Here is a 21,803-nt window from a genome sequence, read left to right on the forward strand (position 1 = left end):
CCTGTATTCCGGGCGCTGCGGCCGGACCTCCGGTCGCAAAGGCCCATCTTGATGTGAGCGCCGCCGACCCCGCCCGGGGGCTCGCCTTCGACGTTTGGGGATCGAGGGCAGGGCTGTCAAAGCTTGGGCGGGGCGAGCGGCCGGCATCCCGCGCGGCGGCGCCTTACGCCGGCTGCGGGACGATCCGCATGTAGGGCTTGGGCGCGGTCCAGCCCTCCGGGAAGCGCTGCCTGGCCTCCTCCTCGCCGACCGCGGGCACGATGATGACGTCCTCGCCGGAACGCCAGTTCACCGGGGTCGCGACCTTGTGGCGGGCGGTGAGCTGCAGGGAATCCAGGACGCGCAGGATCTCGTCGAAGTTGCGCCCGGTGCTCATCGGATAGGTCAGCATCAGCTTGATCTGCTTGTCCGGCCCGATGACGAAGACCGAGCGGACCGTGGCGTTGTCCGCGGCCGTGCGTCCGGCCGCGCCGCCGGCGGTCTCCGCCGGGAGCATGCCGTAGAGCTTCGCGATGCGCAGCTCTGTATCGCCGATCAAGGGATAGTTGGGCGCGGTCCCGGTGGTCTCCTCGATGTCCTGCGCCCAGCGCTCGTGGTCGGCGACCGGGTCGACGCTCAGGCCCAGGATCTTGCAGTTCCGCTTTTCGAACTCCGGCTTCAGCTTCGCCATGTAGCCCAGTTCGGTGGTGCAGACCGGCGTGAAGTCCTTGGGGTGCGAGAAGAGGACGCACCATCCCTCGCCGATAAAGTCGTGGAAGGAAATCGCACCTTGGGTCGTCTCGGCCGTGAAGTCCGGGGCCGGGTCGTTGATCTGAAGAGTCATGCCTCGCTCCCTTAACGAAGATGTGAACCTGACTTGAATCCGGTTCGGCAGGCCGCTCCCATCCCCCGATGGCGCTGGACCGCCTGCGCCGCTTGGCGCCCGCGGCCCGGAGCGGCCTGCCGGCCCGCTGCTCTACTGCGGGCCGGAAAGAGAGTCCTGAAGAAAACCGACCGTTTTCCTGAAGGGCGCGAATTGGGCGCCCGGTCGAAGCGGGCAGCCCTCGGCAATGAGGGCTCCCCGCGATCGTCGCGGCCGGCCCGGCCTTACCACAGGCGGGCCTTGGGGCTGGGGTGAACCGAAGCCTGAACGTTGGCGCAGCTGTAGGGCGGGCAGCCGCCGTTGAACTGGGTGAGCTGCGCCTCGAGAACCTCGGGATCGTCGGAGGCCGGCCCGTGGTCGCGCAGCACGATGTGGATCTCGGCATTGGGCCTGATCGGATTGGCGCGCTCCGCGTTCGGCACCTGGTCCTCGCCGTCCGGCAGCTCGCCGTAGTCCACCTGGGCCGCGAAATTGGCCTGTCCGTAGGCGTCGGTCACGCGGCCCGCGGCAAAGAACACGCCGACCTCGGCCGCGGCGTTGCCGAGATCCTCGGCCCCGCAGTCGTAGGGGGTGAAGCAGGCGCGCGGCCGGTTGAAGACCACCCACCAGGCAGTGTAGGGCGCCTCGGGCGCAAGCGCGGTCGTGTCGAAGGTGAAGCCGACTCCGGTCCTGGTCCGGACCAGGTGCGAGGTCCCGTCGACCTCGGCCAGCGAGCCGTCCGGCAGGGCCGGAAAGGCGCCGACCGGCGCAACGCTGACGCTCTGCTTGCCGAAGCGCACGTGCCGGATGCCGTCTTCGGCCGCCGCTGCCCCCGGTAGGGACGCGACGGATATGAGGCCTGCGAGGCCGAGGGACAGGATTTGTCGATGCAACACGGATTTCTCCTTTCAATTGATGATCCTGGTGTTCGCGGTGCTTTGCCGGCGGCGGCCCGCTGGGGCGCGGCGGCAAGAGGGCGCTCTAGTAGCGGCGCTCGGGCGCGGAGACCTGATGCTTTTCGACTGTTTTTCTGAGGACGCCGGCCTGTGACTTTTGCCACCTCCCGCCTTGAACGGGGCGGCTAAACACCCCTCAAATCGGGGATTTGCCGCAGTGCTCCGGCAACTAACGTCCCCGGACCGCGAAACCGGAAAGGAAACGAAGCCTCCGAGGCCGCAGGCCGTGCCCCTGCGCAGCGGCTTCAAGGGAGAAACAGTGCAAGACTTCACGCTCGGAATCTGGCAGGTCGACCCGCTGGGTCGGCGGCTGACCCACACCCAGGACCAGACGCGCCCGCCGGTCCGCTTGTCCAACAAGGCCAACGGCGTGCTTCTGACCCTGGTCGAGGCGGGGGGCCAGGTCGTCACCCGCGACAGCCTGATGGACAGCGTTTGGCCTGACGTCGTCGTCGGCGAGGAGGTCCTGACCCACGCCGTCGCCGAGCTCCGCCGGGCCCTGGGCGACAAGCCGCGGCGGCCGAGCTACATCGAGACTGTGCACAAGGCTGGCTACAGGCTCCTGGCGCCGGTCACCCGCGGCAGGGGCGCGGAACGGCACTGCAGCGCCGACCTTGCCGAGCGCCATTCAGCCGCCGGCCGTGGCGACGAGCGGCCGAACGGGCATCCGTCGACTTCGGCCGCCGCGCTGCCGGTTGCCGTGCCGAGCGTCGGGACCGCCATCCGGTTCGACCAGGACCGGCTGTCCGGAACGCGCGAAAGCGCCGGGCCGTCGCTCCGCGGCAACCTGCTCGGCCACAAGCGGTCGATCGCCGTCCTGCCCTTCGCCGACATGACCGGCGATCCGGCCCTGGCCCAGATCGGCGACGGCATGGTCGAGGACATCATCACCGAATGCGCGCGCTTCCACAGCCTGGTCGTCGCCGCCCGCAGCGCCAGCGCCGCCTATCGGGACCGGGCCGTCGACCCGGTCGAGGCGGGGCGCGACCTCGAGGTCGACTACCTTCTCCGAGGCAGCCTGCGGCGGCTTGGCCCGGGTCTGCGGATCAACGTGCAGCTGGTCGAAGTCCGGACCGGCGCCCACCTCTGGGCCGAGCGCTTCGACCGCCGCCTCGAGGAGATCTTCGAGGTCCAGGACGAGATCATCGGACGGATCGTCGCCACCCTGTCGGACCAGATTTCCTGCGCCCTTCTGCAAGAGGTCAGGCGGCGCCCTCTGCCCGACTGGCAGGCCTATGACCACTACATGATGGCCCGCCGCTATTCCCAGCTGCCGCGCACTGCCGAGCACGTGGGCCGGGTCCTTGACTTCGCGCAGCGGGCGGTCGCCGCGGACCCGCAGTTCGCGCCGGGCTACGGCATGCTGGCCAATGCCTATCGCTGGCTCGCGGTCCTGACCGACGCGGGGGATGCCGCCAAGCTGCGCTGGGCCTACCAACGCGCCCGCGACTGCGCCCTCAAGGCCTCGGAGCTCGACCCCAACGACCCGGAGACCCTGCGCTCGCTCGGTTGGAGCTACCTGGCCTGCCGGAACTACGCGGAGGCCGAACGCTTCCTCGCGCGCTCCCATGCGATGAGCCCCCATGACGGCGACGTCGCGATGAGCTGGACCACCGCCCTCTCCTATCTCGGCCGGCCGGAGGAAGCCACCGAGCTGGCGCAGCGGACGATGCAAAAGACGCCCGAGCATCCGGACTACTATCTCTTCGACCTCGGCGAAGCGCTGTTCTTCGCCGGCCTGGACGAAAAGGCGGTCGAGTTCTTCGAGCGCGTCCCGGACGACGAGCTGGACGAGAGCATCGTCGTCGTCATCGCCGCCCTGGCCCACAGCGGCCGCAGGGACGCAGCGCAAAGGCATGCCGCCCACTACCTCGAGGATCTCGGAAAGCGCTGGGCGGGCGACCCGCGGGCCGGCGCCGCCGAGCGTATCGCCTGGGAGTTCGAGTTCCGCCACGTCTACAGCCGACCCCAGGACATCGCGCGCCTGCGCGCCGGGCTTTGCCTGGCCGGCCTGCCGATCTGAGGGCCGGGCTCTCTGCACCGAGAGGCGTTGGCTCTGCCACGGACACGCCGGCTTCCTCGTCGGGAATGGGACCGGACCGCCGCCGTCTACCGGGAGGCAGCGTCGCCATCTTGGAAGCGGGAGGGCGGCCGCCTATGCTCGGCCGCGACGAAGCAGGATTCGGAGACGGCCTCATGTCCCAATACGAGATTCCCTTCACGGCGCTGGTGGAGAGCCTGCCGGCGACGGTGCCCTTCGTCGGGCCGGAGGCGATCGAGCGCCAGCGGGGCCGGAGCTTCCGGGCGCGGATCGGCGCCAACGAGAGCGCCTTCGGGGTCTCGCCCAAGGCCGCCGCGGCGATGCGCGAGGCGGTCGACCGGGTCTCCTGGTACGGCGATCCGGAGAGCTTCGACCTGCGCCGGGCCCTGGCCGCCGAGCACGGCGTGGCCAGGGAGGAGATCTGCGTCGGCGGCGGCATCGACGAGCTGCTCGGCCTGGTGGTCCGCATGACCGTGACGCCGGGCACGCCGGTGGTGACCTCGCTGGGCGCCTATCCGACCTTCAACTACCACGTCGCCGGCTTCGGCGGCCGCCTGGTGAAGGTGCCCTATGTCGAGGACCGGGAGGATCCGGAGTCCCTGCTGTCCGCCGTCAGGAAAGAGGCCGCGCCCCTGGTCTATCTGGCGAACCCGGACAACCCCATGGGGACCTGGCAGGAGACCGGTGTCGTCGCCGACTTCATCGCGGCCCTGCCGCAGGGCTGCCTGCTGGTGCTGGACGAGGCCTACATCGAGTTCGCGCCCCGAGGCCTGGCGCTGCCGATCGACACCGGCGACCCCCGGGTCATCCGCATGCGCACTTTCTCCAAGGCCCATGGCATGGCCGGCGCGCGCATCGGCTACGCCATCGCGCATCGGGAGCTGATCACCGGCCTCAACAAGATCCGCAACCACTTCGGGCTCAACCGCATCGCCCAGGCGGGCGCTTTGGCGTCGCTGGGCGACCGGGATTTCATCGCGCAGGTCGTGGGCCAGGTCGAGGAAGGCCGCCAGGACTATTACGCCCTGGCCGGACGCCTGGGCGTCTCGGCGATTCCCTCGGCGACCAATTTCGTCGCCATCGACGTCGGCTCCGGCGAGCGCGCCCGGGCGATCCTCAAGGCCCTGCAGGACGACGACGTCTTCATCCGCATGCCGGGCGTGCCGCCGCTCGATCGCTGCATTCGGGTCTCGGTCGGCCAGCCCGAGGAACGCGCCCTCTTCGCCGCCGCCTTCGAGAAGGTCCTCGGGCGACTGCCGGGCTGAGGCGGAGAGACGGCAGCACCCGCCTTGTCCTGTCCGATGCCCGGCGATGCGTCCGGCATCAAGACGGCCAGCACCTAAGGCAGCTGGGAGACGATGTCGCGGAGCTGGTCTTCCGGGAAGGCCTGCAACGTCGTCGTGCGCACGTTGCCCAGGGATCCGAGCGTCAGGGCGAACTTGGCCGCCGTCTCGGCATCCGGGAACTCGGTCATCGCGACGATGTCGTGGGCACCCATGGTCAGATAGAGATTGCCCATCGTGCCGCCCAGCTTCTCGGCGAGCACCCGGACGCCGTCGATGCGCCTCGGCGACTCCTTGATCGCCTTGATCCCTTGTTCGGTGTAGTTCACGAGCATGATGAAGGTTGCCATTTCACGTCTCCTGGCTAGGTCCTTGCCGTCCATTGATGCCCCTTGGGGCGCTCGGCCCGGGCCGGGGCCGCCATCCGAGCGGACCCGCTGCGCAAGGTGTCGCGGGCCTTCCGCGCCCACTCAGGACAACAGAAGGCCGCGCCGCGATCACTGATTCAGGTCAGGTGTCGGAGCGTCCGCCGAGGCGAAGGTCCGTGCGACGGCTGACGGACCTAATAGGCCGAGAGCACCTCGCGCAGGATGCCGCAGATCTCGTCGACGTGGGCGCGCTCGGCGACCAGGGGCGGCGAGACGATGCCGGAATCGCCGGTGAACTTGATGTGCATGCCGCGGGCGAAAAGCCGCTTGGTCGCGTCGTAGCCGCGCACGCCCGGGACGCCGTCGGGCGCCAGCTCGACCCCGGCCAGCAGGCCGTAGCCGCGGATGTCGGCGACCACCGGGATGTCCTGCAGGTCGAAGACCGCCGCCTGGAAGTAGGGCGCCAGCTCGGCGGCCCGCTCGAAGAGGCCCTCGCGCTGGTAGATGTCCTGCACCGCGATTCCGGCGGCGCAGGCGGCCGGATGGCCGGAGTAGGTGTAGCCGTGGAAGAGCTCGACCGAGCGCTCCGGCGCGGCGTTGACCACGGTGTCGTAGATCTTCTCGTCGACCGCGACCGCGCCCATGGGCTGGGCACCGTTGGTCAGGGCCTTGGCCATGGTCATCATGTCCGGCCGGACCCCGAAGCTCTGCGCCGCGAAGGCCTCGCCGGTGCGCCCGAAGCCGCAGATCACCTCGTCGAAGACCAGGAGGATGCCGTGCTGGTCGCAGATCTCGCGCAGGCGCTCCAGGTAGCCCACGGGCGGCACCAGGACACCGGTCGAGCCGGCGATGGGCTCGACGAAGCAGGCCGCGATGGTGTCGCCGCCGAAGGTCTCGACCGCGCGCTGCAGGTCCTCGGCCAGCTCCGCGCCCGTCTCGGGCTGGCCCTGGGCGAAGCGGTTCTCCTCCAGCCAGGTGTGGCGCATGTGGAAGACGCCGGGCATGACCGCCGGGAAGGCGTGGCGGTTCTTGATCATGCCGCTCAGGGACACGCCGCCGATGTTGACCCCGTGGTAGGCCCGTTCGCGGGAGACGAAGCGGCTGCGCTGGCCCTCGCCGCGGGCCAGGTGATAGGCCTGGGCGATCTTGATCGCGCTGTCGACCGCCTCGGAGCCGGAGTTGGCGAAGAAGATCCGGTTCAGGCCCTCGGGCGTGATCCGGGCGATCCGGCTGGCGAGCTCGAAGGACAGCGGGCTGGCGACCTGGAAGTGCGGGGAGTAGTCGCATTCCAGCAGCTGGGCGTGGACCGCCTCGGCGATCTCGGGCCGGCCGTGACCGGCGGCGACGCAGAACAGGCCGGAGGAGGCGTCGATCAGCTTCTCGCCCTTGTGGTTCCAGTAGTAGACGCCCTCGCCGCGGACCAGGAGTCGGGGATCCGCCTTGAAGTCCCGGTTGGCCGTGAAGGGCAGCCAGTGGTGCTCGAGGGTGTTCGTCGCCTGCTGCATCTCGGTCGCTCCCGACATACCGCCTCCGTCGCCTTTCCCGGGGAAAGGCGCTGCGGCTTGTTCTGCGCAAAACGGAAGCGTAGGCTGGGCCACTGGCCCAACCCTAGGGCCAGATCGGAGGATTGATTAGGTCCAGGAACTGCGGGGGTTCCAGGGAATGCGGGATTCGCTGTTCCATCTGGAGCGGGTCGAGAGCGTCAGCGTGCAGTCGCAGATCCGCGAGCTGCTGGTCTCGGCGATCCTGAACGGCCAGTTGCGCGGCGGCGAGCCCCTGCCCTCGAGCCGCAGGATGGCCAAGATGCTGGGCTGCTCGCGCAACACCGTGGTCCTGACCTACCAGAGCCTGGTCGACGACGGCTACCTGACCGCGCGGGAACGCAGCGGCTTCTTCGTCAGCCCGGAGATCCTGGAGGGCCGCGCCGCGACCCTGCCGCCCCCGGTCCAGGCGGCCGGCAGCCGGCCGGCCTGGCGCCGGCGCTTCCGGGTCCGGCCCAGCGGCCAGGAGAACATCGAGAAGCCCTTGGACTGGACCTCCTATCCCTTTCCCTTCATCTACGGCCAGGTCGACCAGAGCCTCTTTCCCATCGCCGCCTGGCGGGACTGCCAGCGGCGAGCTCTGGGCCGGCGCGGCATGGACGCCTGGACCAGCGACACCCGGGGCAGCGACGATCCCCTGCTGGTCGAGCAGGTCCGCAGCCGCCTGCTGCCGCGCCGCGGGATCCTGGCGAGCGACGACCAGATCCTGATCACCCTGGGCGCCCAGAACGCGCTCTACATCCTGGCCAGCCTGCTGGTCACGGAGCGCAGCACGGTGGCGATCGAGGACCCGGGCTATCCGGACCTCAGGAACATCCTGCGCCTGCGCACCGACCAGGTGATCCCGATCCGGGTCGACCGCCACGGCCTGGTGGTCGACAAGCGCCTCAACGTCTGCGACGCGGTCTACGTCACGCCAAGCCACCAGTTTCCGACCACCGTCACCATGCCGATCGAGCGGCGGACGGCCCTGCTGCGCCGCGCCGCCGATCGCGACTTCCTGATCATCGAGGACGACTACGAGCCGGAGACCAACTACGTCAGCGATCCGACTCCGGCGCTGAAGTCGCTCGACACCCAGGACCGGGTGATCTACGTCGGCAGCCTCAGCAAGACCATCTTCCCCGGCCTGCGCCTGGGCTACCTGGTGGCGGCGCCGGAGCTGGTCGCCGAGGCCCGAGCGCTGCGCCGCCTGATGCTGCGCCATGCGCCCAACAACAACCAGCGCACCACCGCCCTGTTCCTGGCCGAGGGCCACCACGACACCCTGGTGCACCGGCTGCAACGGATCTATCGGGCGCGCTGGCAGACCCTGGGCGAGGCCCTGGCCCGTCACCTGCCGGAGTCCAGCCAGATGCCGACCTTCGGCGGCAGCGCCTACTGGGTCCGCGCGCCGGAGGGGGTCGACGCGGAGGCGCTGGCCGAGGCGGCCCGCGCCGAGGGCGTGCTGATCGAGCCCGGCCGGGTCTGCTTCTTCTCCCAGGACGCGCCGCGCAACCACTTCCGCCTCGGCTTCTCCTCGATCCCGCAGGAGCGGATCGCGCCGGGCATCGAGCGCCTGGCCGGGGTGATCCGCCGGCTGCAGAGGGATGCGGCCTAGATCGGGCGCTGGGCCCAACGTCGAAGTTCGGTCAAGATCGGCTCTCAAGCTGACGGCGATCGAACTGCAACCGGAGACGAGCCGGCATGGCATCACCGAAGGTACTGCTCTTCGACCTCGGCGGCGTCCTGGTCGACTTTGCCGGCCTGCGGGAGTTTCCGGCGCTTCTCGAGGACGCGCCGCCGTCCAGTGAGATACGACGCCGTTGGGAGGGCTCGGCGGCCATGGCCGGCTTTCAGCGGGGCGAGATCTCGACCGCCGAGTTCGCCCGCATTTTCTCGGCCGAATGGGGACTCGTGCTCGACACGGAGGCCTTCATCGCGCTGTTCCGGTCCTGGAACCGGGCGGCCTTCGACGGCGCCCACGCGCTCCTGGCCCGCCTGCGCCCGCGCTTCACGCTCGCCTGCCTCAGCAACACCAACGAGGTCCATTGGGAGGACATCCTCGACGGCCACGGCCTGCGGTCCTGCTTCGACCACCACTACGCCTCCCATCTTCTCGGGATGCTCAAGCCGGACCCGGAGATCTACGGCTTCGTCGCCCAAGACCTCGGGCGGGCCGTCTCCGAGATCGTCTTCTTCGACGACGGCCCGGACAACGTCGAGGGCGCGCGCGCCGCGGGCATGGAGGCTCATCAGGTCGAAGGCATCGCCGACCTGGAAGCCACGTTGGCGGCGCGGGGCCTGCTGGACGCCGAGCCGGACCGGCTGACAAGGCCGGCCCCGCCTCGGCCGTGACAGGCCGGAAGGCTGTGCCATTCCGGTTACGGCGTAAAGAAAGCTTGCCATTGGGGGATCTCTGTCGATGTCCGCCCTAGCGAGCCGGCGATATATTGGATCGGGCGGCCCGCGCTCGGTGGAAGACGCCACCAAAGGCCTCCGCCGGTCCTCTACAAAGCTCACAATGCCGTGGGATCATCGCCTCGGCGCAGACTTGTCAGAAGAACTCCATTAGTGTTCCTGCAATCGCGGATGACAGAGAATGAGGCGGATGATCAGTAACAGGTCCCGTAGCCTTGGCTGCACGGCTTGGCTCGCCTTGGCGGCGGGCATCTTCTCGCCCCTTCCCGCCGCGGCGATCGAGGTCGAGGCGCTGGACCGCTACGTCTTCGTCGCCAACCGCGCCTCGTCCGAGATCAGCGTGATCGACGCCCGGGACGACCGGGTGGTCGAGCGGCTCGACCTGGGCCTGACGCCGGACAGCTTTCTCTTGTCCGGCAGCCTGGGCCTGCTGGTCGCCGCCCACGCCGAGGCGCGGCGTCTCAGCATCCTTGACGTGACGAGCCGGCGGGTCGTCGAAGTGATCGAGACCGGCTTCCGGCCAGAGCTGATCCAGCTCAACGGCGACGGCGACCTGCTCGCGGCCGCGGACCCTGAGACGGGTCGGCTGCTGCTGGCCGGCCTGGACGACCCCGACCTGCGGCAGGAAATCGACGGGCTGCCCGCCCCCAGCGACCTGGTCTTCGACCGGGAGGGCGGACGGCTCTTCGTCGCCAGCGGCCGCGAGAGCCGGATCGACGTGGTCTCGCTCGAGCAGGGAGGGGTGACGAAGGTGATCGACCTGGGCGCCGAGCTGCCAGGCATCGCCGACCTGGTCCGGACCCCGGGCGGCGGCATCGCCCTGGCCCTGCACGGCCAGAGCGGCGAGGTCAGCGTCATCGACCTGCCCAAGGCCGAACGGATCGCCAAGCTTCGCGTTCCCGGTCCGGCGCTGCGCGGCTTCCCCTCGGCCAACAGCCAGTTCTTCCTGATCCCCAACGGTTTGGACGGCAGCGTCTCTTCGGTCTCGACCTGGACCCACCGCGAGACCTTCCGGCTGCCGGCGGCGCCGGACGTCCAGGGCGTCAACCTGGGCATGTTCGACACCCTGGGCTTCGCGATCAGCCGCTCCCGTCGCCAGGCCGTCGCCCTGGACCTCCAGGACGGCCGGCGCGACAAGACCCTGGAGCTGCCGGGGACGCCGGAGACCGGCGTCTCCGCCGAAGGCGGCACCAAGCTCTATGTCGCGCTCAGCAGCAGCGACCAGGTCGCCGTCATCGACCTGATGGGGCGCCGGCTGCTGCGCCTGATCGACGGCGTCGGCGAACGGCCCTGGGCCGTCAACCGCGCCGGCGGCCTCAGCTACTGCCATTGAGGTCGTGGGCTCGGCACCGCTGACAGGCGGTCGGGGATGTGCAAACGGCCACCCTCGCCCTTCGACAGGGGGCGCAGCCCGGCGCTACGCGCGGGTGAGGGCGAGCAGTAGCAGAAGCTTCACCTCATGCTGAGCTTGTCGAAGCATGATCACCTGCAAGGGCTCTCTGCCTTTTCGCTGGCTTGCTGGACCCCTGCGAGACGCAGGCCTATTCCGCTGCGTCCGGGTGCTTGGCCTGCTGGTCGAAGAAGGAGGCGGTGGTGGGGAGCTGGGGCAGGGCGATGTCGTAGGCGATGCTGCGGACGCGGCCGGAGCGCGCGCCGCGGACGACCAGGCCCTCGTGGCGGTTCGGCATGGGGTTGGGGGAGAGCGGGACCGCGTCCTCGGCGCTGTAGACCGAGATGAAGAGGGTGCGCGGCCGGGCCGAGCGGTTCGGCGCCGAGCCGTGCAGCAGCCGCGTGTGCATCAGGCAGACCGCGCCGGCCGGCCCGGTGCAGAGCTCGGCCTGAGGCCGGCAGTCGGCGGCGACCGCCTCGGCGACCGCGCCGGTAAATACGCCGTCGTGCCAGAGCCCGTGCAGCGGGCCCCGGTGCGAGCCGGGCAGGACTTCCAGCGCGCCGTTCTCGGCCGTGACCTGGTCGAGCATCAGGAGCGCGGTCACCACGTCGTCGTTGCTGTGCGGGGTGAAGAGGAAGTCCTGGTGCCACTTCACCGCGGTCTGGCCGCCGGGCAGCTTGGCGTTGATCTTGCTGTGGTGGAACTTGACGTTCGGGCCGATCAGCGCGGCGACGCAGTCGGTCATGCGGCTGTCGGCCATGGCCTTGAAGTAGGCCTCGGAGACCTCGACCGGCGCGTTGACGCGGCGCAGCGCGGGAAGTTCGGCGCTGTGGCCGGGCTCCAGGTCGAAGCGCGGCCGGCCGTTGACGGTCTCGCCGTAGGGCGCGTCGTGGTCGCGGCTCTCCTCGACCCAGGCGGCGAAGGTCTCTTGGAGCTCGGACAGGAGCGCGGGCTCGACCGCGTCCTCGACAACGAGGTAGCCCCCGGTCCGGAAAAGCTCGATCTGCGCCGACGTGAGCTGTGCCATGGCCCGTCCTCCCACTGAAGCCTAGCGGAGACGGCCGCGAAAATCCCGCGCGATGCGACGCGGCCGCGCCTTCAGGCGTCGTCGGGCTTGCTGCGGCGCTGCTTCTTGAGCGCGCCGCGGCGGGCCTTGGCCTCCAGGCGGCGCCTCTTAGAGGCCCGGGTCGGGCGGGTCGCCACACGCGGCCGGGGCGGGCGCGCCGCCGCCTGCAGCAGGGCGACCAGGCGAGCGAGGGCATCCTCGCGATTGCGCTCCTGGCCGCGGAAGCGGGCCGCGGTGATCACCAGGATGCCCTCCTTGTTGAGCCGCCGGCCGGCCAGGCGCGCGGCGCGGGCGCGGACCGCCTCCGGCAGGGAGGGGGAGCCGGCGAGGTCGAAGCGCAGCTGGACCGCGGTCGAGACCTTGTTGATGTTCTGGCCGCCCGGGCCGGAAGCGCGGACGAAGCTCTCCTCGATCTCCGCCGGATCGAGTTTGATCCGCTCCGTGATCTTGATCATGCTGAAAGGCCCTTCTTGCCGGCCCGCTTCGGAACCCGATCCATGACCGACGCACAGACCTCGCCCGATTGCCGGATCTATGTCGACGCCGACGCCTGCCCGGTCAAGTCGGAGGTCTACAAGGTCGCCGCGCGCCACGGCGTGCCGGTCCGGGTCGTCTCCAACAGCTTCCTGCGCCTGCCCCCGGACCCGCGGCTCGAGCTGGTCGTGGTCGGCGAGGCGCTGGACGCGGCGGACGACTGGATCGCCGAGCGGGCCGGGCCGAAGGACGTCGTGGTCACCGCCGACGTGCCCCTGGCCAGCCGCTGCGTCAAGGCCGGGGCCTGCGTCATCGCGCCCAACGGCAAGCTCTTCACGCCGGAGTCCATCGGCATGGCGCTGGCGACCCGCAACCTGATGACCGACCTGCGCGAGGCCGGCCAGGTTACCGGCGGGCCAAAGGCCTTTTCGCAGCGCGACCGCTCGGCCTTTCTCTCGGCCCTGCACGAGGCCATCGAGCGGCTGAAGCGGGCCGGATGACCGCCTCCGCCCCGTCTGCCGCGGCCCCCGATCCCCTGGCCGCCGCGACCGCGCCCAGGCCGCTGCTGGGCGCCGTCCTGATCGCCCTGATGGTCCTGGAGCTGGTCCAGCTCTACCTGGGCTGGGCGGCCGCGGGCCTGGCCGGCCAGGCCCTGCTGCTGTGTCTGCCGCTGCTGGCCCTGCGGGCGCTCAGGGCCCGTGAGGCCTATCTGCTGGCGGTCGCCGGCGGGGTCTTCCTGCTGGTCTGGGCGGGCCCGTCTGACGACCTGGGCGTCGTGTCCCGCGGCCTGGATCGCGCCCTCTATCTCGCGGCCTTCATCCTGCTGATGGGCCTGCTGCGCGAGGGCGCCGTGACCTCGCCGGCGGTGCTCGACTGCGGCAGCTACGTCACCCTGCAGCCCCCGCGCCGGCGCTTCCTGGCGGTCTTCACCGGGAGTCATCTCTTCTCCGTCCTGATCAACCTGGGGGCGCTCAGCCTGCTGGCGCCGATCATCCAGCGCGGCGTGCGCCGCGGCCGCGACCCGGCGGCGCCCCTGGACGAGATCGCCCGGGTGCGCGAGCGGCGGCAGCTCAGCGCCGCCCTGCGCGGCTTCGCCTGGTTCCTGGTCTGGGCGCCGACCGCGGTGACCCAGGCGGTGCTGCCGACCCTGATCCCGGGGATCGACGCCGGCCGCCTGATCGGCATCGGCCTCGGGCTCGCCGCGGTGATGCTGCTGGTGAGCTGGGCCGAAGACAGCCTGCGCTGGTGGCCCCTGCGCCGCCGCCTGCAGGCCAGCGGCAGCCTGCCGAGCCCCGTTCGCCAGGCCGTCCCCAAGGCCGCCTTCGGCCGGCTCGGCGCGGTCTGTGCGCTGCTCTTCGGCCTGACCCTGAGCTTGTCGTGGCTGACCGGGGTCTCGGTGGTCTCGGGGGTCATGCTGGCCGCCCCCATCACCCTCGGCGCCTGGGTCCTGGCCCAGCAGGGCGGCCGCCGTTTGGTCGGTGCAGCGGCGCGGCTGAAGGAGATCGCGACCGTCGCCCTGCCGGGCGCAGTGCGCGAGGCGGTCTCCCTGGCCTGCGCCGGCTTTATCGGCACCCTGGCGGCGCACCTGGTGCCGGCCGATCAGGTGGCCGCCGCCCTCGACCTCCAGGCCCTGCCCGGCTGGCTCTTCCTGCTGGGGCTCTCGGTGCTGGTCCTGATCGGCGGCCAGGTCGCGCTCAGCCCGATCACCATGGCGGTCTTCCTGGGCAGCCTGGTCGCCGAGCTCGGGGTCCTGCCGGTCGACCCGACCCTGGCCGCGCTCGCCATCGCCGCCGGGACCGCGATCTGCACCACCGGCGCGCCCTTCGCCTCGGGCACCCTGATGCTGGCCCGCGCCTCGGGCCACAGCGGCGTCACCCTGGCCTGGCGCTGGAACCTCGCCTACACCCTGACTTGCGTCGCGGTGCTGCTGGTCGTCTATGCGGTCTTGACGGCGGTCTGAGGCAATCTTGCTTTGGCGGCCGAGCGGAGCGCCGTCACTCCTTCGTCCGGTCGGCGAGCTTCGCCTGGACGCGCTTGTCGAAGCGCGCGACCTCGACCACGACGCGGCGGTGCCGGCCCTCGCCGATCAGGTCCGCCTCGTCGCGGGCCTCGACCTTGAAGGCGACCTTGTTGCCCGCCACTTCGGTCACCTCTGCGACGGCGCGGACCCGCATGCCGACGGGAGTCGCCGCGACGTGGCTGACGTCAAGGTGCGTGCCGAGACTCTGGTGTCCGGCCGGCAGCCGGTGCTCGACGGCGGCCAGCGCGGCGGCCTCCATGAGGTTGATCATCACCGGCGTCGCCAGGACGTGGACCCGGCCGCTGCCGATCCGTGGCGCGGTATGCGCGGCCTCGACGACGAGCTCCGCCATGCCGGTCATGCCAACCTCGATTTCGACCATCGCCGGCGTCCCTTTGCTGCTGTGCCAGGTCTTGCGGTCTGCCATGGCATCCGAGGAGCCGCGGCCGGGTCGCAGGGAATCAAGACTCGTCGTCGTTCCATTGCGATAGGTCATCCACAGGGCGTGGCAAACGCCCTTCCAGCCACTCGGCCAGGGTCCCCGGTCTGAAATCGGGCGACGAGGATTCGATAACCCAGGAAAGAAAATCCCTTGGACCGCCGTTCATGTAGGGCGGCGGCGAGACCGGCATGAAGACGGCGGGCAGCCGTTCGTCCAAAGAGAGGTAGTTGACCACATGCCCAAGCTCCTGGACCACCTGCCAGGCGAGGGGGTGATCGATGTCGATGCCGAACTTGACCCACCAGTTGCCGTCGTCGCTCGTCCCCTTGCCGATCGCGCCCGTGATACCGGGCACCCGCTTGAGAAAGTCCTCCAGCTTTACGAAAGCACGCTCGTCCATTGCGACATCCCCTTTCACGGCCCGGGCGACGGAGGTCCGCCGAACCGGACCCGCCTGCAGACTACGCATCTGCACCCTCCTGTGAAGACCCGATCGCCGCTGCCTGCCTGGCCCAGGGGAAAGGGCGTGTCTGGACCTATGGGGGGGCCAGGCTTTGGTCTATCACCGAAGCTTGCCGCTGGCGACGGCCTGATGACAGGCAGGCGGTCCCTGCGCAAGACTGAGCGCGGCGCGGGACCGTCCCGCCGCCTTGACGACACCGTTTTCCCGACGCCCGAGGCGCCGAAGACCCGCCCTTCCGCGGGCCCCGCGCCGGCGGATCGTCCCGATCTCTGGGGAGGCTAGAGACATGACCCGCATGACGCCCAGCGAGGCCTTCGTCGAGACCCTGGTCGCGCACGGCGTGACCGACGTCTTCGGCATCGTCGGCTCCGCCTACATGGACGCGCTCGACATCTTTCCGGCGGCCGGCATCCGCTTCATCTCGGTGCAGCACGAGCAAGGCGCCGGTCACATGGCCGACGGCTATTCCCGGGTCTCCGGCCGCCAGGGCGTCTGCATCGCCCAGAACGGCCCGGGCATCACCAACTTCGTGACGTCCATCGCGGCGGCCTACTGGGCCCATTCGCCGGTCGTCTGCATCACCCCGGAGACCGGCTCGGCGACCCAGGGCCTGGGCGGCTTCCAGGAGACCGAGCAGCTGCCCTTCTTCGAGAAGATTACCAAGTACCAGGCCCACGTGAACCGGCCCGACCGCCTGGCCGAGTTCACCGGCCGCTGCTTCGACCTGGCGCTGACCGAGCGCGGGCCGACCCAGCTCAACATCCCGCGCGACTTCTTCTACGGCGACGTCGACGTCGAGATCCCGCAGCCGATCCGGGTCGAGCGCCCGGCCGGCGGGCCGGGCAGCCTGGACGCCGCGGCCGCGGCCCTGGCCGACGCCAAGTTCCCGGTCATCGTCTCCGGCGGCGGTGTGATCATGTCGGACGGCGTCAAGGAATGCATGGCCCTGGCCGAGCACCTCTCGGCCCCGGTGGTGAACTCCTACCTGCACAACGACTCCTTCCCGGCCTCCCACGAGCTCTGGTGCGGCCCGCTGGGCTACCAGGGCTCCAAGGCGGCGATGAAGCTGATCGCCCAGGCCGACGTTGTGCTGGCCCTGGGCACCCGCCTCGGGCCCTTCGGCACCCTGCCCCAGCACGGCATCGAGTACTGGCCCAAGGGCGCGAAGATCATCCAGGTCGACGCCGACCATCGCATGCTGGGCCTGGTCAAGGAGATCTCCGTCGGCGTGCTCGGCGACGCCAAGGGCGCGGCGGCCGAGATCCTGACCCGGCTGCAGACCTCGAACCGCGAGATCGCCTGCCATGGCAACCGCGACCAGCGCCTGGCCGAGATCCGCCAGCAGAAGGACGACTGGGAGGCCGAGCTCAACGACTGGGGCCAGGACGAAGGCACGCCGATCGCGCCGCGCCGCCTGCTGCGCGAGCTCGAGAAGGCCATGCCCGAGGACGCCATGATCTCGACCGACATCGGCAACATCTGCTCGGTCTCGAACAGCTACCTGCGCTTCGAGGAACCGAACTCCTTCTTCGCGGCCATGAGCTTCGGCAACTGCGGCTACGCCTTCCCGACCGCGATCGGCGCCAAGGTCGCCGCACCCGACCGCCCGGCCGTGGCCTACGTCGGCGACGGCGCCTGGGGCATGAGCCTGCTGGAGACCCTGACTGCCGTGCGCGAGGACATCCCGGTGACCGCCGTGGTCTTCAACAACGGCCAGTGGGGCGCGGAGAAGAAGAACCAGGTCGACTTCTACGCCGACCGCTACGTCGGCACCAACCTGGAGAACCCCAGCTTCGCCGAGATCGCGAGGGCCATGGGCGCCAAGGGCATCAAGGTCGAGCATCCGGACCAGGTCGGCGACGCCCTGCGCGAGGCGACCCAAGCCGGCACGTGCACCATCGTCGAGTGCATGGTGACCCAGGAGCTGGGCGATCCCTTCCGCCGCGACGCCCTGAAGAAGCCGCAGCGGATGCTGGCCAAGTACAAGGACTTTTCGGTCGCCTGAGGGCGAGGGCTGAAGGGGTGGGGCCGGCTGGATGGAGCCGGTCCCGCGCTTCGAGCGGCCCGGCGGCCTGACCTCAAGCTGTCATGCCCGGAGCGCGTACGCGCGGCGCTTCGCGCGATCCGGGCATCCATCGAGGAGCTGGCACCATGGATTGCCGGGTCGAGCCCGGCAATGACAGTGGTTTGTGAAACGACCAGCGGGATTCAACGCAGCGTAGATCCGAACACCCCTCGAAGGCGCCCACCCTGCGCTGCTATGCTGAGGCATGCGACTCCCCGCCCTTGCCGCCGTCTGGCTTCTCCTCTGCGTGCCGCTCCAGGCCGCCGCCCAGGTCTTCGAGGACCACGGCGATTCCGATCCGCCCTACCGGGTGTTCCTGCCACCGGGTCTGGACCCCGCCCGGCCGGTGCCGCTGGTGGTCATGCTGCACGGCTGCAACCAGGACGCCCAGGCCTTCGCCGAGGTCACCGGGATGAACGACCTGGCGGCCGCCGAGGGCTTCGTCGTGCTCTATCCGGAGCAGAGGGCGCATCCGACCGAATGCTGGCGCTGGTACGAGCCGGGACAGCAGCAGCGCGACCAGGGCGAGCCCGCGGCGATCGCCGGGCTGGTCGCCGAGGTCGGGCAGCGGCCGGACCTGACGATCGACCCGGGGCGGGTCTACGTCGCCGGCCTTTCCGCCGGCGCCGCCATGGCGGCGATCCTCGGCGCCACCTATCCGGAGGTCTTCGCCGCGGCCGGGCTCGCGGCCGGCATCCCCTATGGGGCCGCGGAGGGCTGCCTCAGTGCCTTCAACGCCATGCAGCGGATCCACGCCCGCCTGCCCGGGTCCTGGGCCGACTACAGCCAGGCCTACTGGACCTGCGTCTTCGCGGGAGAGTTCAATCCCCTGCTCTCGCCGCTGCCGACGCCGGATGCGCTCGGCGAGAAGGCCCACGACGCCATGGGCCCGCGGGCCCGGATCCTGCCGGTCGTCGTCTTTCAGGGCAGCGCCGACGAAAGGGTCTTCCCGGAGAACGGGGACGACATGATCGGCCAGTGGGCCCAGGCCAACGACCTGGCCTCCGACGGCCTGGACAACGACGACATCGACGCCGTGGCCGAGCGCGCGACCCCGGGCGGCCGGCCCGGCGGGCATCCCTACAGCGAGAAGGTCTACGAGGACGGCCAGGGCGCGGTGGTGATGGTTTTCTACGAGATCGAGGGGATGGCGCACGCCTGGCCGGGCGGCGCCCCCGGCCTGTCCTTCTCGGACCCCGAAGGGCCCGAGGCCAGCCGGCTGATCTGGGAGTTCTTCGCCGCGCACCCCAAGCCCGCGACGCCCTAGGACGTCGGGCCTTGGCGGGACCGAAACGCAGGGCGGGCGGGGCCTGAGCGCCATGGCCGAGAGCGCCTTCGAGGTCTTTGGCCTGAGCGCGGGGCCGTTGGCCTTCTGGCTGGCCGCGATCTTTCTGGCCGGCATCGTGCGCGGCTACTCCGGCTTCGGCTTCTCCGCGCTCTGCGTCGCCAGCCTGACCCTGGTCCTGCCGCCGGCGCAGGTGGTGCCGGTGGTGCTGATGCTGGAGGTCGCGGCCAGCGTCGGCATGCTGCCGCAGGTCTGGCGCGACATCGACTGGCGGGCGCTGGCCTGGTTGATCCTGGGCGCGATCGTCGGGACGCCCTTCGGCGTGCTCTTCCTGGCGGAGGTGCCGGCCGACGCGGCCCGGATCGCGATCTCGTGCCTGGTGCTGACCGCCAGCGGACTGCTCCTGCTGGGCTATCGGTTTCGGCGTCAACCCGGATCCAGGGGCACGCTTGCGACTGGCGTCGTCTCGGGCCTGGTCAACGGCGTCGGCGCGGTCGGCGGCCTGCCGGTGGTGATCTTCCTGCTGGCCAGCGCCGCCGGTGCCCACATGACCCGGGCGCTCTTGGTCGCCTATCTCATGCTGACCAACGTCTACGCCACGGGCCTCACGCTCAGCCAGGGCTTGCTCGACTGGGAGCTGATCGGCCGCTGGACGATCGCGCTGCCGGCCCTGTTCCTGGGCATCGCCCTGGGCCACCGGCACTTCCTCAAGGCGCCGCCGGAGTCCTTCCGCCGCTTCATCCTGTCGTTGCTGATCGCCCTGGCCCTGCTCGGGCTGCTGCGGACGCTCGTACTCTAGGCCGCGACCGCCTCGCGCGGACGGATCGCCCAGGTGCCGAAGAGCAGCGTGAGGGTGACCACGGCGGGGAAGAGGGCGAGCCAGGTCCCGGTCGCCGCGAGGGTTGCGGTGCCGGCCCAGAGGATCGAGGAGAAGGCTTCGGCGAAGGTCGCAATGCGCGAGGAGGTCTGGCGGCGGCGGAAGGCGCTACGCTTGGCCTGGGCACGGAACCAGATCTGGATCACGGTCGCCGAGGCGGCCGAGACCGCGATTCCCCCGGCCGTCACCAGCGCGAGCCAGGGCGCGGCCAGCGCCAGGACCAAGACCAGCGGTGCGACCACCACCGCGATAGCGCCAAGCACCGCCTGGACCTTGGCCAGGATGATCGCCCGGCCCGAGATCGGCGCCGAGGCGACCAGTTCCGGGGCGTCCTCGCCGGAGACCGCCAGCCAGGCGAGGCCGCCGGCCAGCTGACCCGCCGCCATGACCAGGACCGGCACGACCACCAGCAGCGCGCCGATGGAGTCGCCGAAGTTGCGCCACAAGAGGAGGGCCGGCGGCAGCAGGTAGAGGACCTGCATCAGGGTCTGGGAGACCAGCCAGGGATCGCGCCGGAGCAGCGCCCATTCCTTGCGGCGCAGGGCGGCCATGGTCGAGGCCTGGCGGAAGGACCCGCTGCGCCGGCGCTGCCGGACCGCGGCCTCGGCGCCGGAGGCGGCCGCGACGACCAGCGGCCCGAAGCGCGGCGCGAAGACCCCGACCGTCAGCGCCAGCAGGCCGAGGCTGACTGCCAGCACTGCGGCCAGGGCGCCGAGGTCGCCCAGCGCGGCGCGCGCCGGCCACCAGAGCGGGCTGTCCATCTCCGGCGCCAGGGCGAGCAAGGCCTCCGACCGGAGCAGCTCGAACCGCGAGATCCTGCCGAAGGACAGGATCGCCGCCGCCTGGACCCCGATGATGAAGGCGGCGCCGACCACCGCCGCAACGATCTGCGAGACCAGGCGCGTGCGCTTGGGGCCGAGGCCGCGGAACAGGGCCACGACCGTCACCACCGCCACTGCGGCGGCCAGTGCGCCCAGGGCGCAGAGCAGGCCGTAGGCGGCCAGCCAGCGCGGGCCGTCGATGACCGCCAGGACGTTGATGAAGGGCCCTGCGAGCAGCGCCGCCATGAGGCTCGCCGAGACCGCAATGGCGCCGATGCGGACCGCGAAGAGGCGGCGGGCCGGGGCCGGAGAGGCGAGGATCAGGTCGAGGTCGGCACGGGCGTAGAAGGCGCGGGTGACGAACTCCAGGGCCTGGGACAGCATCAGCGACCAGGACAGCAGCAGGCTCCCGGTCGCCACGGTCAGGGTCGCCGGGTCCGGCCGGATCCCGGCCTCGGCCAGGGGCGCGACGAAGAGGTAGGCCAGGGCGTGGGCGCCGGCGGCGAGGCCGAGCAGCACCGCCAGCACCAGCGGCTCGCGGCTGCGCTTGCCGGCGGTCATCATGGTGATGAAATCGCGCCAGACCAGCAGCAGCTCGTGGCGGGCGAACCAGATAAGGGTGCCGGGAGACCTCACGCCGCCTCGACCTGCTCCGCGACCAGGTCGAGGAAGACCTCCTCCAGGCTGGAGCCGGCCTTGCCGGCTTGGCCGCGCAGCTCTTCCAGGGTGCCCTCGGCGATCAGGCGGCCCCGGGCGAGGACGCCGATGCGCTCCGCCATGCGCTCCGCGACCTCCAGGATGTGGGTGGTCATGATCACCGTCACCCCGCTGCGGACCCGCTCGGCGAAGACCTCCTTGACCTGGCGCGCCGCACCGGCGTCGAGGCCGGTCAGCGGCTCGTCGAGGATGATCAGCCGAGGGTCGTGGACCAGGGCGCCGGCCAGGGCGACCTTCTGGCGCATGCCCTTGGAGAAGCCCTGGCAGCGCTCGTGGGCGTGGGGGCCGAGGCCGAGCCAGTCGAAGAGCTCGCGCGCCCGGGCCTCGGCCGCCGCGGCGTTGAGGCTCCAGAGTCCGGCGACGAACTCCAGGTATTCGAAGGGCGTCAGCTTCTCGTAGATCATCGGCTCGTCGGAGACCCAGGCGACCAGGCGCTTGGCGGCAACCGGATCGCGCCGGGCGTCGATCCCGAAGATCGAGATCCCGCCGGCGTCGGGTTCCAGCAGGCCGGCGACCATGCGCAGGGTGGTGGTCTTGCCGGCCCCGTTGGGCCCGAGCAGGGCGTAGAACTCGCCGGCCCGGACTCTCAGGTCCAGCCTGTCGACGGCCGGGCGGTCGAAGCTCTTGGTCAGGCGCAGGAGTTCCAGGGCGGCGGTCGGAGCGGGCATCTGGGGCCGGACCTCGCTGTGGGAAAGCCGAACCCGATTGGATACCTGTCAAAGGTTTCAGAGCCTTAAAGCCGGGCCCGGCGCC

Annotated in this window: 20 protein-coding genes; 10 read left to right on the forward strand and 10 right to left on the reverse strand. The window is 70.6% G+C overall.

The window, feature by feature from the left end:
• Positions 1 to 163: 163 nt before the first annotated feature.
• Both QNJ30_14510 and QNJ30_14515 read right to left on the reverse strand, forming a co-directional pair.
• Positions 164 to 823 carry a peroxiredoxin gene (locus tag QNJ30_14510; protein ID MDJ0944675.1) on the reverse strand — a complete coding sequence of 220 codons (660 nt, stop codon included), beginning with the start codon at positions 821 to 823 and terminating at the stop codon, positions 164 to 166.
• Between the two features lie 263 nt (positions 824 to 1,086).
• On the reverse strand, positions 1,087 to 1,737 hold the full coding sequence (locus tag QNJ30_14515) for a hypothetical protein (protein ID MDJ0944676.1): 651 nt from the start codon (positions 1,735 to 1,737) through the stop codon (positions 1,087 to 1,089).
• A gap of 319 nt (positions 1,738 to 2,056) precedes the next feature.
• On the opposite strand from QNJ30_14515, the gene QNJ30_14520 reads away from it, so the two are divergent.
• Complete coding sequence (locus QNJ30_14520) at positions 2,057 to 3,820, forward strand: winged helix-turn-helix domain-containing protein (protein MDJ0944677.1); 1,764 nt, start codon at positions 2,057 to 2,059, stop codon at positions 3,818 to 3,820.
• 173 nt (positions 3,821 to 3,993) lie between these two features.
• The gene (locus tag QNJ30_14525; protein MDJ0944678.1) at positions 3,994 to 5,103 is read left to right on the forward strand and encodes a pyridoxal phosphate-dependent aminotransferase; all 1,110 of its coding nucleotides are present in this window, start codon (positions 3,994 to 3,996) and stop codon (positions 5,101 to 5,103) included.
• Between the two features lie 74 nt (positions 5,104 to 5,177).
• On the opposite strand, the gene QNJ30_14530 is transcribed toward QNJ30_14525, so the two are convergent.
• On the reverse strand, positions 5,178 to 5,471 hold the full coding sequence (locus tag QNJ30_14530) for a GYD domain-containing protein (GenBank protein ID MDJ0944679.1): 294 nt from the start codon (positions 5,469 to 5,471) through the stop codon (positions 5,178 to 5,180).
• A gap of 212 nt (positions 5,472 to 5,683) precedes the next feature.
• Positions 5,684 to 6,994 (reverse strand): aspartate aminotransferase family protein, encoded by a 1,311-nt coding sequence (locus tag QNJ30_14535; GenBank protein MDJ0944680.1) that lies wholly within the window; start codon positions 6,992 to 6,994, stop codon positions 5,684 to 5,686.
• Between the two features lie 157 nt (positions 6,995 to 7,151).
• Here QNJ30_14535 and QNJ30_14540 point away from each other — a divergent pair, with 157 nt between their 5' ends.
• From QNJ30_14540 to QNJ30_14550, 3 genes are all read left to right on the forward strand, one after another.
• Positions 7,152 to 8,630 (forward strand): PLP-dependent aminotransferase family protein, encoded by a 1,479-nt coding sequence (locus QNJ30_14540; GenBank protein ID MDJ0944681.1) that lies wholly within the window; start codon positions 7,152 to 7,154, stop codon positions 8,628 to 8,630.
• Positions 8,631 to 8,716: 86 nt separating this feature from the next.
• Positions 8,717 to 9,367, forward strand: coding sequence for an HAD family phosphatase (locus QNJ30_14545; protein ID MDJ0944682.1), 651 nt, complete (start codon positions 8,717 to 8,719; stop codon positions 9,365 to 9,367).
• A 253-nt stretch (positions 9,368 to 9,620) separates the two neighbouring features.
• The gene (locus QNJ30_14550; GenBank protein ID MDJ0944683.1) at positions 9,621 to 10,763 is read left to right on the forward strand and encodes a hypothetical protein; all 1,143 of its coding nucleotides are present in this window, start codon (positions 9,621 to 9,623) and stop codon (positions 10,761 to 10,763) included.
• 208 nt (positions 10,764 to 10,971) lie between these two features.
• Here the strand turns inward: QNJ30_14550 and QNJ30_14555 are convergent, their stop codons facing one another.
• The gene (locus QNJ30_14555; protein MDJ0944684.1) at positions 10,972 to 11,847 is read right to left on the reverse strand and encodes a phytanoyl-CoA dioxygenase family protein; all 876 of its coding nucleotides are present in this window, start codon (positions 11,845 to 11,847) and stop codon (positions 10,972 to 10,974) included.
• 71 nt (positions 11,848 to 11,918) lie between these two features.
• Positions 11,919 to 12,341 carry an alternative ribosome rescue aminoacyl-tRNA hydrolase ArfB gene (gene arfB / locus QNJ30_14560; GenBank protein MDJ0944685.1) on the reverse strand — a complete coding sequence of 141 codons (423 nt, stop codon included), beginning with the start codon at positions 12,339 to 12,341 and terminating at the stop codon, positions 11,919 to 11,921.
• A gap of 42 nt (positions 12,342 to 12,383) precedes the next feature.
• On the opposite strand from arfB, the gene QNJ30_14565 reads away from it, so the two are divergent.
• Complete coding sequence (locus QNJ30_14565; GenBank protein MDJ0944686.1) at positions 12,384 to 12,860, forward strand: YaiI/YqxD family protein; 477 nt, start codon at positions 12,384 to 12,386, stop codon at positions 12,858 to 12,860.
• Positions 12,857 to 14,320: a hypothetical protein gene (locus tag QNJ30_14570; GenBank protein MDJ0944687.1), complete on the forward strand. Its 1,464-nt coding sequence runs from the start codon at positions 12,857 to 12,859 to the stop codon at positions 14,318 to 14,320. Before QNJ30_14565 ends, QNJ30_14570 begins: the two co-directional genes overlap by 4 nt.
• Before the next feature lie 34 nt (positions 14,321 to 14,354).
• On the opposite strand, the gene QNJ30_14575 is transcribed toward QNJ30_14570, so the two are convergent.
• Together QNJ30_14575 and QNJ30_14580 are read right to left on the reverse strand one after the other, a co-directional pair.
• Entirely contained in the window at positions 14,355 to 14,807 is a 453-nt protein-coding gene (locus tag QNJ30_14575) for a thioesterase family protein (protein MDJ0944688.1), read from the reverse strand.
• A gap of 34 nt (positions 14,808 to 14,841) precedes the next feature.
• On the reverse strand, positions 14,842 to 15,291 hold the full coding sequence (locus QNJ30_14580; GenBank protein MDJ0944689.1) for a hypothetical protein: 450 nt from the start codon (positions 15,289 to 15,291) through the stop codon (positions 14,842 to 14,844).
• A 280-nt stretch (positions 15,292 to 15,571) separates the two neighbouring features.
• On the opposite strand from QNJ30_14580, the gene xsc reads away from it, so the two are divergent.
• From xsc to QNJ30_14595, 3 genes are all read left to right on the forward strand, one after another.
• On the forward strand, positions 15,572 to 17,290 hold the full coding sequence (gene xsc, locus QNJ30_14585) for a sulfoacetaldehyde acetyltransferase (protein MDJ0944690.1): 1,719 nt from the start codon (positions 15,572 to 15,574) through the stop codon (positions 17,288 to 17,290).
• Positions 17,291 to 17,555: 265 nt separating this feature from the next.
• Positions 17,556 to 18,617: a PHB depolymerase family esterase gene (locus QNJ30_14590; GenBank protein ID MDJ0944691.1), complete on the forward strand. Its 1,062-nt coding sequence runs from the start codon at positions 17,556 to 17,558 to the stop codon at positions 18,615 to 18,617.
• Positions 18,618 to 18,669: 52 nt separating this feature from the next.
• Positions 18,670 to 19,434, forward strand: a complete 765-nt coding sequence (locus QNJ30_14595) for a sulfite exporter TauE/SafE family protein (GenBank protein ID MDJ0944692.1) — start codon at positions 18,670 to 18,672, stop codon at positions 19,432 to 19,434.
• Here the strand turns inward: QNJ30_14595 and QNJ30_14600 are convergent.
• Both QNJ30_14600 and QNJ30_14605 read right to left on the reverse strand, forming a co-directional pair.
• Positions 19,431 to 20,969: a hypothetical protein gene (locus QNJ30_14600; GenBank protein MDJ0944693.1), complete on the reverse strand. Its 1,539-nt coding sequence runs from the start codon at positions 20,967 to 20,969 to the stop codon at positions 19,431 to 19,433. The genes QNJ30_14595 and QNJ30_14600 overlap by 4 nt on opposite strands.
• Complete coding sequence (locus QNJ30_14605; GenBank protein MDJ0944694.1) at positions 20,966 to 21,718, reverse strand: ABC transporter ATP-binding protein; 753 nt, start codon at positions 21,716 to 21,718, stop codon at positions 20,966 to 20,968. Before QNJ30_14605 ends, QNJ30_14600 begins: the two co-directional genes overlap by 4 nt.
• Positions 21,719 to 21,803: the final 85 nt, after the last annotated feature.

The sequence above is a fragment of the Kiloniellales bacterium genome (assembly GCA_030066685.1).
In the GTDB taxonomy this organism is placed as follows: domain Bacteria; phylum Pseudomonadota; class Alphaproteobacteria; order Kiloniellales; family JAKSBE01; genus JAKSBE01.

Excerpts from the sequence above, each read along its gene's own strand:
- QNJ30_14510 (MDJ0944675.1), bottom strand. The coding sequence starts at position 823 with ATGACTCTTCAGATCAACGACCCGGCCCCGGACTTCACGGCCGAGACG.
- QNJ30_14525 (MDJ0944678.1), top strand. The coding sequence starts at position 3,994 with ATGTCCCAATACGAGATTCCCTTCACGGCGCTGGTGGAGAGCCTGCCG.
- QNJ30_14530 (MDJ0944679.1), bottom strand. The coding sequence starts at position 5,471 with ATGGCAACCTTCATCATGCTCGTGAACTACACCGAACAAGGGATCAAG.
- QNJ30_14535 (MDJ0944680.1), bottom strand. The coding sequence starts at position 6,994 with ATGCAGCAGGCGACGAACACCCTCGAGCACCACTGGCTGCCCTTCACG.
- QNJ30_14540 (MDJ0944681.1), top strand. The coding sequence starts at position 7,152 with ATGCGGGATTCGCTGTTCCATCTGGAGCGGGTCGAGAGCGTCAGCGTG.
- QNJ30_14545 (MDJ0944682.1), top strand. The coding sequence starts at position 8,717 with ATGGCATCACCGAAGGTACTGCTCTTCGACCTCGGCGGCGTCCTGGTC.
- QNJ30_14550 (MDJ0944683.1), top strand. The coding sequence starts at position 9,621 with ATGATCAGTAACAGGTCCCGTAGCCTTGGCTGCACGGCTTGGCTCGCC.
- QNJ30_14555 (MDJ0944684.1), bottom strand. The coding sequence starts at position 11,847 with ATGGCACAGCTCACGTCGGCGCAGATCGAGCTTTTCCGGACCGGGGGC.
- arfB (MDJ0944685.1), bottom strand. The coding sequence starts at position 12,341 with ATGATCAAGATCACGGAGCGGATCAAACTCGATCCGGCGGAGATCGAG.
- QNJ30_14565 (MDJ0944686.1), top strand. The coding sequence starts at position 12,384 with ATGACCGACGCACAGACCTCGCCCGATTGCCGGATCTATGTCGACGCC.
- QNJ30_14570 (MDJ0944687.1), top strand. The coding sequence starts at position 12,857 with ATGACCGCCTCCGCCCCGTCTGCCGCGGCCCCCGATCCCCTGGCCGCC.
- QNJ30_14575 (MDJ0944688.1), bottom strand. The coding sequence starts at position 14,807 with ATGGCAGACCGCAAGACCTGGCACAGCAGCAAAGGGACGCCGGCGATG.
- QNJ30_14580 (MDJ0944689.1), bottom strand. The coding sequence starts at position 15,291 with ATGCGTAGTCTGCAGGCGGGTCCGGTTCGGCGGACCTCCGTCGCCCGG.
- xsc (MDJ0944690.1), top strand. The coding sequence starts at position 15,572 with ATGACCCGCATGACGCCCAGCGAGGCCTTCGTCGAGACCCTGGTCGCG.
- QNJ30_14590 (MDJ0944691.1), top strand. The coding sequence starts at position 17,556 with ATGCGACTCCCCGCCCTTGCCGCCGTCTGGCTTCTCCTCTGCGTGCCG.
- QNJ30_14595 (MDJ0944692.1), top strand. The coding sequence starts at position 18,670 with ATGGCCGAGAGCGCCTTCGAGGTCTTTGGCCTGAGCGCGGGGCCGTTG.
- QNJ30_14605 (MDJ0944694.1), bottom strand. The coding sequence starts at position 21,718 with ATGCCCGCTCCGACCGCCGCCCTGGAACTCCTGCGCCTGACCAAGAGC.